The sequence below is a fragment of the Nonomuraea sp. NPDC050404 genome (assembly GCF_040655495.1).
GTDB lineage: Bacteria > Actinomycetota > Actinomycetes > Streptosporangiales > Streptosporangiaceae > Nonomuraea.
Map to the genome: position 1 here is coordinate 490,859 of NZ_JBFAKB010000001.1, position 14,589 is coordinate 505,447.

Below are 14,589 nucleotides of genomic sequence, written 5' to 3' on the forward strand. Positions count from 1 at the left end.
GCGCGCAGCATATCGCCGCACGCGACCGGCCCGGCCTACCCAGGCCCCTCACCTGCGGTAGGTGAAGCCGAACAGGCCCGCGGCGCCGGCCGCGCACACCCCGGAGCCGTCCGGGAACCAGGCGCAACCGCGCAGTTCGCCGTCCACGACGATCGCCGCCTCGGTGGTGCGGGTGGCGATGTCCCAGACCCGCAGGCAGCCGTTCATGGCGGTGGTGGCCAGGCGGTCGCCGTCCGGGGAGAAGGCGACGCCGGTCAGCCGGTCGTCCTGGCCGAACATCGCGACCCGCTCGCCACGCTCGTCGAACAACTCGACGACGCCCTCGGCGCCGCCCACCGCGAGGTGGCGGCCGTCCGGGGAGACGGCGAGCGCGTGAATGGTGCTCCGTGCGCGTGCCCAGCGGCCCAGCGGGCGCCCCTTGGCATTCCGAAGCCGCACGTCGAGGCCCGAGGCGACGACCAGCGAGGCCGAGTCGGGGGCGATGGCCACCGCGCTCACGTCCGCGCCGAAGGGGCCCACGGCCGTGGTGCCCTCCCCGTGCGTGTTCAGGATCCGCACGCCGTCGTTCATGGCCACGGCCATCCAGGTGCCGTCGGGCGCGATCGCCGCCGACGGGGCGGCCGCCATGATCCGGGTCGAGTGCACCTGTTCGGTCCTGCGTACGGACCCGTCGGGCTCGTGCAGGCGGATGCGGCCCTCGCAGTCGGCGGTCAGCACGAACGCGCCGTCGGGGGCGATCGCCACGCTGCCCATGTAGTCCCCCGGCCCGGAACCGCGCAGATCGCCGTCGGCCTCCCACAGGGTCAGCCCGTCGCGGCCGACGGTGGCCAGGCAGGAGCCGTCGCCCGCCACCGCGAGCCCATCGGAGTTCTGCCGGGCGGGCGGCGTGGATGGACCCTGCGACAGGGCCACGTCCACGTCCCAGACGCGGACCGTGCCGTCACCGCCCGCCGAGGCCAGCCGGCGGCCGTCGGAGGTGACGGCCAGGCCGGCGACCCACTCGGTGTGGCCCCTCAGCCGGGCCCGCACGGACCCGTCGAGGTCCATGATGACCACGTCGCCGTCCCAGTCGGAGGTGGCCAGCCAGCTTCCGTCCGGCGCGATCGCCAGGCCCCTGCCCGCGCAGCGGACGCCGTCGAGCAGGGCGCGCGGGCTGCCATCGGAGTTCACCAGGCGGATGTCGCCGTGCGGGTCGAGCACGGCCAGCCACTCTCCTGAGGGCGCGATGGCCACCGCGTCCGCGCCCACGCCCTCGTCGTCCTCGTCGTCGGCCGCGCGGACGGTCGCCCTGAGCGTCCCGTCGGCGTTGCGCAACTCGGTGACGTCCTCGCTCGCGGTGACCAGCCAGGCGCCGTCGGGCGCGATGGCGATGGCCTCGTAGTTCTCCCAGGTCTCCGCCACGTCCGCACGTGCCGTGCCGTCGGCGTTCCAGAACCGCAGGAACCCGTCCCCGCCCGCGACCAGCCAGGTCCCGTCCGGCGCGATCGCGACGGTCTCGGGCAGGTCCGGCAGGTCGTCGAGCACGGCGAGCGGCCTGCCGTCCTGCTCCCACAGCCGGACGGTGCCGTCCCAGCTCGCGGTGGCCAGCCACGAGGCGTCCGGGGCGACGGCCACCGACCTGACGGACGCCTCGTGGCCGAGCAGCGCGTCGATGCGGGCGCCGTCCGCACGCCGGCGCACCACCCGGCTCTGGTCCCCCGCGGCGGCCAGCCAGGCGCCGTCGGGGGTCATGGCCAGGCCGTTCATCTCGCCGCACCGGCCGTGGTGGGTGCGTACCAGCGCCGGATGCGCCAGGTCCGGCGGCGTCCAGCGGGGCTCCAGCCGGCTCTCGCCCCGGTCCGCGAGCTGCTCGCGCGCCCTCTCCTCCTCGCCGGGCAGCACCCGCAGGCGGGCGGCGAGCGTGGGCATGACGTGGAGGCCCAGCTCGCTCGCCGTTTCAAACAGATGGTACGAACCGCCCAGCACCCGCCAGAACGACTCGGCGGATCCACCGCCCGCCTTGGCCAGGTCGTCCAGCGCCGCGTGCACGCCGCTCTGCTGGATCCTGGCCGACAACCAGGTCACGTCGCAGACCAGGTCCGCCAGCCGCTCGCCCTCCCCCAGGTCGGCGTGGAGTTCCGCGAGGTTGCGCAACATCCACTTCCCGGTGCCGGGCAGCTGGGCCCAGCCTTCGGGGGTCTCCTCCGGGTCGGCCTCGACCAGCGCCCTGCGCGCCCGTTCGAGGCCGACCGTGCCGAGGAGTTCGCGCACCCGCTCGCCGACCGCGACGGGCAGGAGCAGCACCGGGTAGTCGGTGCGCCGGCTGACCAGCGACAATCCTTCCAGCCTGGCGATCAGCGCGCCGATCTGCCCGCCCGTGACGTCGCCGCCGGAGCTCCACAGCAGGGCGGCCACGCCGATCGGGATGGCCTCGTTCGCGCCGAACAGACCGAGTTGCAGGAAGCGTTCGGCGGCGATGGGATCGACCGTGCGCAGCCAGTCGAGCGAGTGGTCCACGACCGCCCCGATCAGCGCGGCCCTGGAGGCGGGGCTCGCGAGGTCCACGGGGCCGGGCAGGCGCGCGGCCAGGCCGGCCGCGGCCTCGGTGGCCGGTGCTCCCGTGACGACCTGGCTGATGATGACCCCGTGCGCCATGGTGAGGGCGAGCGGCCAGCCTCCGGTGAGCTCCGCCAGCAGCGCGGCCGTGCCCTCCGCCAGGCCGGGCAGGTCACGGCGGAGCAGCGCCGCCCCGTCCTGTCCCGTCATCGGGCCGACGGGCACGGTGGCCGCGAACCTCAGCCGCTCGTCGGCCACGCCCGCGGTGACCAGCCAGGTGCAGTCCGGCACGGTGAACGCCAGCGGCAGCACCATCCCGGCGTGGCGCAGGCCGTCGATCACGACCAGCCGGGGGGCCGGCTTGAAGATCTCCTCCTCCAGGAACCCGCCGACGGCCTCCTCGTCGTGCATGAAGTCCGCGAAGTCGAACGTCGAGAGCCAGGTGTAGGGCTCCACCTTCTCCCCGTGCAGGCGCTGCAGAACCTGGGTCAGCTCGTCGGCCCACGTCTCCGGATGGCCGCCGGCGCTCACCCAGCCGACGCCGTCGGGAAAGCGCCGGGCCACCTCGGGGCGGCGCAGGGCCGCCGCCACGACGGCGGTGACGCCCAGCCCCTCGACCCCCTCCACCTCGGGCACGACCATGATCAGGCCGCTGACGCCCGAGGTCAGCGCGGACACCACCCGGTCCACGTCCGCCGGCCGCTCGACCCAGCCGTCCGTGCTTGGAACCGTCCCCGCCTGCGCCACCTGCGCTCCCCTCCCGGCCCGCTGCTACCGGATCAACGACGAGCAGGGGTGCCGAAGTTCGCGCAAGCCGATTCGCTTCGGAAAAACCTGAAGCGTGACAGTACGGCTGCCGTCCGCGACTAACCTGACGGTCTATGACGTACGGGCCCCAGCAACCCTCCCATAACGCCCCATATCCCCCGCAGCAGCCCCCGGCGTTCGTACCGCCTCCCGTGCTGATCGACGTGGCCGGCGACGCCAAGGTCAAGGCCGTGGCGGGCGGCGCCGTCGCGGGCGCGATCGGCCTGCTCGCGATCGTCTCGGCGCTGACCGGGCAGACCACGGGCGGGGCGGGCACCGCGGTCGCCGTCGGGGTGCTCGGGCTGATCTTCCTGGCCATCGGCCTGCTGCCGCTCGTCACCTGGAAGAAGATCGCCCGCCCGCGCCGGCTCGTCTTCGACGGGTTCGGCGTGCGCTGGGACGATCCGCAGGGCCGGCCGTGGGCGGTGGCGTGGGCGGAGCTGTCCGGGGTCGGCATCTCGCGTACGCGGCAGCGCCGGGTCAAGCCCGCCGACTACCTGATGCGTAAGACGATGGTCCGGCTCGACCTGTTCCCCGCCGACCAGGGGTTCCGCTCGCGGCATCCGGAGATGGCGCACCTGTGGGAGTTCCACACGGTCAAGAACGGCTACCGGCTGCCGCTGGGGTCGAACCCCAAGTACATCCCGGTGATCGAGAACGCGATGCGGCAACACCGGCCCCAGGCGTTTCTGGGCGTCAAGGACGAAGGTTTCATGGTCGGCCTGGTCTGAGCCACGCGCCGCCGGTTTCATGGTCGGCCTGGCCCGAGTCACGCACGGCCGGTTTCATGGTCGGCCTGGTCCGAGTCACGCGCCGCCGGTTTCATGGTCGGCCTGGTCTGGGTCAGGTGCCGCCGGGTGAGACCAGACCGGTCTCGTAGGCGAGGACGACCGCCTGGGCGCGGTCGCGCAGCGCCAGCTTGGCGAAGATGCGGGCGACGTGCGTCTTGACCGTCGCCTCGCTGAGGGTCAGCGCGTAGGCCAGTTCCGCGTTGGACAGGCCCTTGCCCATCAGCGTCAGGACCTCCAGCTCACGTGGCGTCAGCGCGGCGAGGTCGCTGTGCGGCGGGACCGCCGGTGGCCCGTGGCCCCGGTCGGCGGCGGCGAAGCGTTCGACGAGACGGCGGGTGATGGAGGGCGCCAGGAGAGCGTCGCCGGTGTCGACCAGGCGCACGGCGGCGGCCAGGTGCGCCGGGGTGACGTCCTTGAGCAGGAAGCCGCTCGCGCCGAGTGCCAGGGCGGCGTAGACATAGCGGTCGAGGTCGAACGTGGTGAGCATGATCACCCGGCACCGCGAGTCGTGGGCGAGCACGCGGCGGGCCGCTTCCAGGCCGTCCATGCCGGGCATGCGGATGTCCATCAGCACCACGTCGGGCGCGAGCCGGCGGGTCTCGGCCACCGCCTGGGCCCCGTCGGCGGCCTCGCCCACCACGTCGATGCCGCGTGCCGTCAGTATGAGCCGGAAACCGGCCCTGACCAGCTCCTGATCATCGGCGATCAGCACCCGGGGCCCGCTCACCATCTCCCCGCTCGCCGCCGTTCCCGCCTCGCTCACGGTGGCCACCCCCTCCTCGCCGTGATCATGACCGTTCCAGGGGGATTCTGGCGCGTACGCGGTAGCCGCCGCCGAGCCGGCGCCGTGCGTCGAGGTCGCCACCGTACACCGCGACCCGTTCCCGCAGCCCCAGCAGGCCACGCCCGGCCCCGCCCGGCGGCCGCGCGCCCCCCGCGGGACGCCGGGCGGCGCCCGTGAGCACGCTCGGCCCGCTGTTCAGCACCTCCACCCGCAGGTACTGGTCGGTGTAGCGGATGCTCACCTCGGCTTTGGCGCCCTCCCCGTGCCTGAGCGCGTTCGTCAGTGCCTCCTGGACGATCCGGTACGCGGTCACGTCGATCCCCGCAGGGAGCGGCCGGGGCTCGCCGGAGACCCGCACCTCCACCGGCAGCCCGGCGAACGCGATCCGATCCGCCAGCCCGCCGAGCTGTCCCAGCCCCGGTTGCGGCGCGAGATCCGCCCCGGGTAAGTCGTCATCGGACCCGTCGGGAGCGGGCGCGAGCAGACCCAGCAGGTGGCGCAGCTCGGTCATCGCGTCCCGGCCCGCCGCCTCGACGGCCTTGAGCGCGTTCCCGGCCTCGCCCGGCATCGTGGGCAGCACCTCCCTGGCGGCGCTGGCCTGCACCACCATGAGGCTCACGTTGTGGCTGACGATGTCGTGCAGCTCGGCCGCGATCCTGGCCCGCTCGGCGTCCACGGCCGTCGCCGCCGCCCGCTCGCGCTCCCGTTCCAGCAGGCGGCCCTGCTCGCCGAGCACCGCCCGGTAGCGCCGCCGCGTACGCGCCAGCTCCACCGCCAGCCATCCCGCCACACCGCACGCCGTCACCAGGGCGGCGATCAGCCATTCCCGCACAGCGTTATCTTCGCGCCCCGCGCCGCACTCCACATCCTCCCCCGGCCCTACATCCACGGGATGACGGGCACCGCGATTACATCCCCCGCGGGATGCCGAGGCCGCCGTAACCGATCTAGGTTCGTGGCCATGAACTCTCCCCGCCCCGTCGTGCGGCTCGGCGACGTGCACAAGGAGTACGGCGCGGCCGGCGCCCTGGACGGTGTGTCGCTGCTGATCGGCGCCGGGGAGGCGGTCGCCGTGATGGGCCCGTCGGGCTGCGGCAAGTCCACCCTGCTCAACCTGATCGCCGGGCTGGACCGTCCCACGCGCGGCACCGTCGAGGTCGGCGGCCAGGACCTGGGCGCGATGAACGAGACCGGGCTCGCGCTGTTCCGCCGCCGGCACATCGGCATGATCTTCCAGTTCTTCAACCTCATCGAGGATCTGCCGGCGCTGGACAACGCCGCCCTGGCCGCCCAGCTCACCGGCACGCCCGCGCGGCAGGCCCGCGACCGGGCGATGGAGCTGTTCGAGGAGCTGGGCATCGCCGGTCGCGCGGACGTCTATCCGGCGGCGCTGAGCGGCGGGGAACGCCAGCGCGTCGCCGTGGCCAGGGCGCTGATGAACCGGCCCGCGCTGCTGCTGGCCGACGAGCCGACCGGGGCGCTGGACAGCCGCTCCGGCGAGCAGGTGATGGACCTGCTGATCGACCTCAACCAGATCGGCCAGACGCTGCTGATCGTCACGCACGACCCGGAGCTGGCCGGTCGCTGCGCCGGCCGGCTGGTCGAGATGCGCGACGGGCGGGTGCTCTCCGCTCAGAGCCTGGAGAGCACGCCATGACCGCTCCCGCGCAACGCCCGCTGACCGGGGCGGGGGCCGTGTGGCGGGCCGCGCGGGCGGCGGTGCGGCGGCGCAGGGTGCAGACCGTCGTGCTCGGCGTCGTGGTGTTCTGCTCGACGGTGGCGGTCGTGGTCGCGCTGGGCCTGCTGGAAGGCGTGTCCGCGCCGTTCGACCGGGCCTTCGAGGCTCAGCGGGGCGCGCATGTCGTGGCCTCCTACGACGCGGAGAAGGTCACGGCGGCACGCCTCGCGGCCCGCGTACCGGGGGTGGAGGCGGCGGCGGGGCCGTTCGCCCAGGCCACCGTCACGATTCCGGACACGTTCGAGCACCTGCCGCCCGGCCCGCTCACGCTCGTCGGCCGCGACGGCCCCGGCGGGCCGGTGGACCGGGTGGAGTTGTGGAGCGGCCGGTGGGCCGCCCGACCCGGGGAGATCGTGCTGGACCGGCCGCCAGGCTCCCACTTCGCCGGGCTCCTGGGGCTGCGGTTCGCCGTTCGCGAAGGACCGGCGTTCACGGTGGTCGGGCTGGCCTCCAGTGTGAGCGGGAGCGCCGCGTCCTGGGTCACGCCCGGTCAGGCCGCCGCGCTGAAACCGTCCGCGTACCAGATGCTCTACCGTCTCAGCGAAGTCAGGCGGGGGACGGCGGGGCTGCCGGGCGACGGGCTGCTGGCCGCGCGGTCGTATCTGGACGTCAAGCGGGAGGCGGGCCGCTCGGTCTCGCTCTACCTGCCCTTCCTGGCCTGCTTCGGCGTGCTCGGGCTGATCGTGGCGGTGCTGATCGTGGTGAACGTGGTCAGCGGCGCGGTCGTGGCCGGGCTCCGGCACATCGGGATGCTCAAGGCCCTGGGGTTCACGCCCAACCAGGTCGTCGCCGTCTACCTGACGATGGTCCTCATCCCGGCCCTCGCGGGCGGCGCGGCCGGCACCCTGGCGGGCGGCCTGGCCCTGCGGCCGCTGCTGGACGGCGTCGGCGGCGGGGCGTTCTCGGCCGGTGCGGGCCCCTGGGTGTACGCGGCCACGCTCGCCGGCATGCCGGCCGTGGTCGTGCTGGCCGCCCTGCCGCCCGCGTTGCGCGCGCACCGGCTGAACGCAGTCCTGGCGATCGGCGCGGGCGGCGCGTCCCGGCGGGGGCGGGGCCTGCGGGTGCAGCGGCTGCTGTCGGGGGCTCGGCTGCCCCGCTCGGTCAGCATGGGGCTGGGCCTGCCGTTCGCGCGGCCTGGCCGCTCCGCGCTCACCATGGCGGCCGTGGTGCTGGGATCGGCGACCGTGACGCTGGCGGCTGGCCTGACCGGCACGATGACCGCGTACGGGCAGGCCGCCCAGCGGGTCGGCCACATCCACACCGTCGTGCACGCCGGGCAGGCCCGCCAGGGAGAGACCCCGCCCCGGCACGGCGACGCCGAGATCGAGGCGCTGCTGCGCGCCCTGCCCGGCACGCTGTACGTGACCGCGGACGCCTGGATCGACCTGAACCTGACGGGCCAGCCGCAGCCCATCATGGGCAGGTTCCTGCGCGGGGACTCCGCTACGCTCGGCGAGACCCTCGTCGCGGGCCGCTGGCTGAACGGGCCTGGCGAGGCCGTGGCGACCTCGGCGTTCCTGGACAAGCGCGGCCTGGCGCTCGGCGACCGCATCTCGCTCTCCCTCGGCTCGGGCCGGGCAGGGGCGACGATCGTCGGCGTCACGATGGACGGCTCCGCCGACCTCATCCACGCCGGCTGGCAGACGCTGACCACGCTCGCACCCGCCCAGCGGGCCACCCAGTACGAGGTCCGCCTGGCCCCCGGCACCGACGTGGAGTCCTACAACGCCGCTGTGAGCAAGGCCGACCCCGGCCTGCGCCCCAGGACCAAGAGCCGGACGGACGAGACCGCCGTGGCCGTCATCAGCTTCGCCTCCCTGCTCACCCTGTTGCTGGGCACGGTCGCCGCGCTGGGCGTGCTCAACACCGTCGTGCTCGACACCCGCGAGCGGCGCCGCGACCTCGGCATGCTGAAGTCCATCGGGATGACGCCGCGCCAGGTCACGGTGATGATGGTGACGTCCATGGCGGCGCTCGGCGCGGCCGGCGGGCTGCTCGGCCTGCCGATCGGGATCGCGGCGCACCGCGTCGTCGTCCCGATGATGGCCGGGGCCGCCGGCGTGCTGCTGCCGGAGTCCATGCTGGCGGTCTGGCGGGTTCCCATGCTGGCGGTGCTCGCGCCGGCCGGCGTGGTGATCGCGGTGCTGGGGGCGTATGTGCCGGCCCGTTCCGCCTCGCGGCTCACCATCGCGGCCGTGCTGCACAACGAATGAGGCTGGACGGGGCTCGCGGGGCGGTGGACGCTGACCGTACGGGTCTGATCGTACGGGAGGCGCGGAGGCCCCTCCTTCTTCTTCGCGCCCCGACACCGAGGAGGAACCATGCCCGCGACCTACCACGCCGAACACGTAGGCAGCCTGCTGCGCCCGCCGGAGCTGCTGCGGGCCCGGCAGGCGCGTAAGCGCGGCGAAATGGGTGCGGAGGAGCTGGCGAAGGTGACGGACGACGCCGCGCTGGCCGCGATCGAGCTGCAGCGCGAGGCCGGGATCGAGGTCTTCACCGACGGCGAGGTACGGCGGGAGACCTGGCTGGCCGCGCTGCTGGAGGCGCTCGGCGGGGTCGAGCCCACCCCGGTGGACGGCGGCGGCTGGTTCCGCGGCGACGCCGAGGAGGTGCCGTCCGAGGAGACCGCCTGGGAGTCGGTGGTCGCGACCGGCAAGCTCACCCAGAAGGCCGGGCTCACCGCCGTCGAGGCCCGGTTCCTGGCCGAGCACGCCCCCGGGCCGTACAAGATCACCATGGTCAGCTCCTCCATGGGCAACATCATGTGGCAGCCCGCCCTCAGCGCGGCCACCTACCCGACGCCCGCCGACATGATGCGCGACCTGGTCGCGCTGCGGATCGAGGAGATCAGGGGCCTGATCGGGCTCGGCGTGCGGTGGATCCAGCTCGACTCGCTGGCCTACAACTCCGTGATCGATCCGCAGTTCCGCACCCGCGTGTTCGGCCCGGACGCGCCCGTTGCCGACGCGCTTCTCGACGCGACGATCGCCGTGGACGCCCAGCTCGTCCGCGCGACGAAGGAGATCGATCCCGGGGTCACGGTGGCCATGCACATCTGCCGGGGCAACAACCGCAGCGCGTGGGCGGCCAAGGGCGGTTACGAGCCGATCGCCGAGCGGCTGTTCGGCGAGGTGCCGGTGGACCGGTTCCTGCTGGAGTACGACACCGGCCGGGCGGGCGGGTTCGAGCCGCTGCGCTTCGTGCAACGGGGGACGACCGTGGTGCTCGGGCTGGTCACCTCCAAGGTGGCGCGCCTGGAGGAGCCCGACGAGCTGCGCCGCCGGATCGACGAGGCCGCCAAGTACGTGCCGCTGGAGCATCTCGCGCTCAGCCCGCAGTGCGGCTTCGCCTCCACCGCCAAGGGGAACCTGCTCACCGTGGACGAGCAGCGGCGCAAGCTGGAGCTGGTGGTACGGACCGCGGCCATGGTCTGGGGCTGACCGGTCCCGTCATGGGTGGCATACGTCCCTGAACGGAAGGTCGGGGACGTGCGCCGCCCACTCCTCGCGGGTGAGCGAGCGTGCCGCCTGGCCGCAGGCCGTGGCCGCCGGGTCGGTGGCGAGCGCGGCGGTGTCCCACTTCCAGACGGCGTAGGAGTCGCCGGTGACCTGGATGAGGTCGGCCGCGGCGGCCACCAGGGTCTTGCCGCCGTCGGCGAAGGCCAGCGCGCGCACCTCGCCCCCGTGCCCGGCCAGCGGCGGTCCGATCGCCTGCCCCGTGGCGGTGTCCCACAACCTGATGGTGCGGTCCTGGCCGCCGGTGGCCAGGTAGGTGCCGTCGGGGCTGATGGCGACGGCGCGGACCTGGCCGGTGTGGCCGGTGAGCGGGGGGCCGTGCGGGCGGGCGGCGGGCACGTCCCAAAACCTGGCCGTCCGGTCCTCACCGCCCGTCAGGAGCAGGGCGCCGCCGGGGGCGAAGGCGAGCGAGGTGACCGGCAGGGTGTGGCCGCGCAGTGTCGCGCGGCGTTTGCCCGTGGCCACCTCCCACAGCAGCACCTCGCCTTCGGAGGTGCCCACCGCGAGCAGCGCGCCGCCGTCGTCGAAGGCCGCCGCCGTCACCCTGCCGGAGTGCCCGGTCAGCGGCTTGCCCTTCGCCGTGCCGCCGGGGAGCGTCCAGAGCTGGATGGCGGCGTCCTGACCTCCAGCCGTCTCCTGACCTCCAGCCGTTTCCTGGCCTGTGGCAGGGTCCTGGCCGGTGGCAGGGTCCTGGCCTGTGGCAGGGGCCAGGCCGGTGGCCAGGAGGCGGCCGTCCGGGCTGTAGGTGAGGGGGCGGCCGCGGACCGAGTCAGGGCCGTCGAGGACGGTGGTGTGCAGGCCGCGGCCCGCGTCGCCGGAGCCGGAGGCGGCCAGCGAGCGGCCGTCGCGGTTGAGCGCCACCCCGTCCACCAGGTCGTCCGGCCGGATGCGCAACCGCTCGCCGCGTCGCCCGCGCGATCGCAGGTCCCATGACCACACGGTGCCGGCGCCCGCCCGGTTCGCCTCGTACGGCTGGACCACCAGGCGGCCGGCGTCGGCGCTCAGCACGGTCTGGGTGGTGTCGGGGCGGTCGTACCAGCGTGAGGGGATCGGCCGGTCGGCCGGGACCTCGCCGATGCCGTCCTTGCCCGGCAGGGTGAGCGGGCGGCGCACCCCGGCGGGGACGCGCCACAGGCGTACGGTCGCGTCGGCGCTCGCGCTGGCCAGCACGCCGCCGTCCGGGCCGAAGGCGACCGCGTTGACCGCGTTCGTGTGGCCGGTCAGCGGCTCACCGAGCGGCCGGTGGGTGCGCACGTCCCACAGCCGGATCGTGCGGTCCTGGCTGCCGGTGGCCAGGATGCCGCCGTCGGGGCTGAATGCGGCCGAGGTGACCAGGCCGGTGTGGCCGGTGAGCGGGCGGCCGGAGGCCCGCCTGGTGATCACGTCCCAGAGCTGGACGTGCTCGCTGCCCGTGGTGCCGGCCAGCAGCCGCCCGCCGGGGCTGAACGCGAGCGCGGCGACCTCCTCGCGCGGCTCCGGCCTGACGCTGCCCGCGGCCGGTTCCAGTGGGTCGCCCGTCAGCCTGCCCGTTCCCGCCTCGAACGTCCTGATCGGGCCGCGCGGGTAGGCGGCCGCGATGAGCGTGCCGTCCGGGCTGAACGCGACGGGGCCCGGGTCTCCTTCGAGTGAGCGCAGGGCGGCCACCTGCCTGCCCGAGGCGGCGTCCCACAACCGGGACGCGCCGCCGGTGCCGCCGGACGTGGCCAGCAGGTCGCCGTCGGGGCTGAAGGAGGCCCACTGCCTGGCCCAGGGCGCCTGCTCGCCGCCGGTCCAGGCGCGGCGGGTGCCGGTGTCCCAGACGCGTACCCGGCCGGTCGCCTCCGCCACGGCCAGGTGGCCGCCGTCGGGGCTGTAGGCCACGGACATGCCGTCGCCGCGCGACTCCCCCACCGGCCAGGGCGCGGGCGTCAGCCTGGCCACGTCCCACAGGCGCAGTGGGGCGTCGTGGCCGGCCGTGGCGAGGGTGGCGCCGGTGGGGTCGAAGGCTACGGAGTACACCTCGCCGGGGAAGCCGCGCAGTACGGCTAGCTGCGGCCGGGCCGTGGCCGCCCTGATCGCGGCCCTCGTCTCGGCCCTCGTCCCGGTGGATGCCGGTACGATCCGGGCGGCGGCGACGGCGAGCAGCCTGGCCGTCTGGGGTGAGGTGACGGCCAGGGCGTGGCTCTGGGCGATGAGCTGGCGGCTGAGTGCGAGGTCGCGCTGGGCCGCCACCCGGTCCCTTTCCGCACCCGCCCCCGCGTACAGGAAGGCCAGGGCGGTGGTCGCGGCCAGGAGCACGGCCACCGCGGCGGCCAGCACGACGATCATGGTCCGTCGCCGGTCCCGAGGGGATCCGGCGCGAACTGACGGGCGGTCCTGCGCGCCGGGCGGGAGGCGGGCCATCGCGGACCTCCACGGTCGTCAGGGGCCACCCGTCACGCTAGCCCACGCGGGCCCGCCCGCCCCTGACCGCCGACGTCTCGCTTCCGTTCTCCCATTCGCCAGGGCCTAGCCAGTAAAGGCCGGAGCCGAGGCGGGGCCGGGGCGGGGCGGGGCGGGGCCGGGGCGGGGCCGGGGCGGGAGCTCAGTCCTCCTGTCTGGCGGCGCGGCGGGCCGCGTCGATGGCCTCGGCGGGGGTCGAGCGGGCGGGCCTGGTGAGGATGCGGCGCACGGTCTCGACCGGCAGCTTGGGCTCGCGCCCCGCCGTCAGCAGCCCGTTGGTCTCCTGCTCGGTGTCGGTGAGCTGGGTCCAGCAGAAGCCGGCCAGCTCCACGCTGTCCAGCACGGCCTCCACCATCTGCCGGAACTCCTCGGCCAGTTCGCCGGCGGTGCCGAAGGCGGCGTACCCGTGCCAGGACTCGTCAGAGGCGGGCTTCAGGCTGAGGCCGCCGATCTCCGACAGCACCACCGGCCGTCCCGGCGAGGCGGGCTCGCCGAGCAGGGCGACGCGGCGCGCGGGCGGCCGGTCGGACAGGACGCGGGCGACGGCGTCCCGGTCGGCGTAGCGCTCGCGGATCGACGCGCCGGTCGGCGCGTAGTCGTGCAGGCCCCAGATGTCGCTCTCGGTGTGCTCCCAGCCGTCGTTGGAGATCACCGGCCGGGTGCCGTCGATCGCCTTGGTGAGGTGGTAGAGCGCGGTCATGGCGTGCCGCTGCTCCGGCACGTACAGCGCGTGCCAGACACCCCAGCTCTCGTTGAACGGCACCCACGTCACCACGCTGGGATGGCTGCGGTCGCGGGCCACGACCTCCAGCCATTCGCGGGTCAGCCGTTCGACGGTCCTGGGGGCGTACTCGTAGGCGCTGGGCATCTCGCTCCACACCAGCATGCCGAGCCGGTCGCACCAGGCCAGGAAGCGCGGGTCCTCGACCTTCTGGTGGATCCGCACGCCGTTGAAGCCCAGCTCCTTGGCCAGCTCCACCTCGCGGCGCAGCGCGTCGGCCGGGGCGGCCAGGTGGGAGTCGGGCCAGTAGTTCTGGGCCAGGACCAGGCGCAGGAAGCGGGGCTGGCCGTTGAGCAGCACGCGGCCGTCCTTGACGCCGACGCTGCGCAGGCCCACGTACGAGGTGACGGCGTCGATCTCCCGGCCGTCCTGGCGCAGCTCGACGCGGGCGTCCAGCAAGGTCGGCCGTTCGGGCGACCACAGCAGCCTGGCCAGCTCCATCTGGTGCCGGGCGGCCGGCAGCGCGATCACCCACCGGCCGTCCCTGCGCTCGGTGCGGCAGGTCTGGTCGGCCAGGATCTCATCGCCCAGGGACAGCACGACGTGCACGTCCACCGGCGTGGCCGGCCTGCGGGACAGCTCGACCTCCAGGGTCACCGCGGCGCCGGGCACGTCGGGCGTCCAGTGCAGGCCCTTGACGTGCAGCGCGGGCACGACCTCGGTCCAGACGGGCTGCCAGATGCCGGTGGTGCGGTGGTACCAGATGTCGTGCGGCTCGGCCCGCCAGTCCTGCTTGCCGCGCGGCTGGGTGGCGTCGTCGCAGTCGTCCTCGGCGCGTACCACGATGACCTGCTCCTCGCCCGGCACCAGGGACTCGGTGACGTCGAAGGAGAAGGGGGTGTGGCCGCCCTCGTGCCCGCCGACGTACACGCCGTTGACCCAGACGCGCGCCCGGTAGTCCACGGCGCCGAAGTGCAGCAGCAGCCGCTCCCCCGGGCCGGGCAGCCGGTCGGGGCTCAGCGCGCGGCGATACCACACCACGGGGTGCGGGGCGGTGTCGCGCAGGCCGGACAGCTCGCTCTCCGGCGGGTACGGGACGGTGATCGTGCGGGTGTACGGGCCCGGGTCGCCGTGCCAGCCGCCGGCCAGGCCGCGGTCCTCGTCGTCGGCGGCGAAGCCCCACGGGCCGCACAGATCCTGCCAGTGCGGGCGGACGAGCAGGGGGCGGGGGTAGTCGTTGCTCACAGTGCTCCGGAGGTGCTCGAAATCGTCAT

General features: G+C 74.5%; 9 protein-coding genes. 4 read left to right on the forward strand and 5 right to left on the reverse strand.

The features are described 5' to 3' along the window. Positions 1 to 48: 48 nt before the first annotated feature. A complete protein-coding gene (locus tag AB0I81_RS02185) occupies positions 49 to 3,282 on the reverse strand; it encodes a hypothetical protein (protein ID WP_360648416.1) in 3,234 nt (1,077 codons plus the stop codon). Positions 3,283 to 3,416: 134 nt separating this feature from the next. Between AB0I81_RS02185 and AB0I81_RS02190 the strand changes: the two genes are divergently transcribed. Continuing rightward, positions 3,417 to 4,073, forward strand: coding sequence for a hypothetical protein (locus tag AB0I81_RS02190; protein WP_360648419.1), 657 nt, complete (start codon positions 3,417 to 3,419; stop codon positions 4,071 to 4,073). A 112-nt stretch (positions 4,074 to 4,185) separates the two neighbouring features. Here AB0I81_RS02190 and AB0I81_RS02195 read toward each other — a convergent pair whose 3' ends face one another. Next, positions 4,186 to 4,863 (reverse strand): response regulator transcription factor, encoded by a 678-nt coding sequence (locus tag AB0I81_RS02195; protein WP_360650158.1) that lies wholly within the window; start codon positions 4,861 to 4,863, stop codon positions 4,186 to 4,188. A 58-nt stretch (positions 4,864 to 4,921) separates the two neighbouring features. Next, the gene (locus tag AB0I81_RS02200) at positions 4,922 to 5,749 is read right to left on the reverse strand and encodes a histidine kinase (RefSeq protein ID WP_360648422.1); all 828 of its coding nucleotides are present in this window, start codon (positions 5,747 to 5,749) and stop codon (positions 4,922 to 4,924) included. 129 nt (positions 5,750 to 5,878) lie between these two features. Here AB0I81_RS02200 and AB0I81_RS02205 point away from each other — a divergent pair, with 129 nt between their 5' ends. The 3 genes from AB0I81_RS02205 (at position 5,879) to AB0I81_RS02215 (ending at position 10,098) form a co-directional block, all read left to right on the forward strand. Further along, entirely contained in the window at positions 5,879 to 6,574 is a 696-nt protein-coding gene (locus tag AB0I81_RS02205; protein ID WP_360648425.1) for an ABC transporter ATP-binding protein, read from the forward strand. Then, positions 6,571 to 8,868 carry an ABC transporter permease gene (locus AB0I81_RS02210; protein WP_360648428.1) on the forward strand — a complete coding sequence of 766 codons (2,298 nt, stop codon included), beginning with the start codon at positions 6,571 to 6,573 and terminating at the stop codon, positions 8,866 to 8,868. Before AB0I81_RS02205 ends, AB0I81_RS02210 begins: the two co-directional genes overlap by 4 nt. Before the next feature lie 108 nt (positions 8,869 to 8,976). Then, positions 8,977 to 10,098 carry a cobalamin-independent methionine synthase II family protein gene (locus AB0I81_RS02215; RefSeq protein ID WP_360648431.1) on the forward strand — a complete coding sequence of 374 codons (1,122 nt, stop codon included), beginning with the start codon at positions 8,977 to 8,979 and terminating at the stop codon, positions 10,096 to 10,098. 9 nt (positions 10,099 to 10,107) lie between these two features. Here the strand turns inward: AB0I81_RS02215 and AB0I81_RS02220 are convergent, their stop codons facing one another. Beyond that, positions 10,108 to 12,555: a WD40 repeat domain-containing protein gene (locus AB0I81_RS02220; protein ID WP_360648434.1), complete on the reverse strand. Its 2,448-nt coding sequence runs from the start codon at positions 12,553 to 12,555 to the stop codon at positions 10,108 to 10,110. Between the two features lie 181 nt (positions 12,556 to 12,736). Then, entirely contained in the window at positions 12,737 to 14,560 is a 1,824-nt protein-coding gene (locus tag AB0I81_RS02225) for a glycoside hydrolase family 2 TIM barrel-domain containing protein (RefSeq protein WP_360648437.1), read from the reverse strand. Positions 14,561 to 14,589 lie beyond the last annotated feature (29 nt).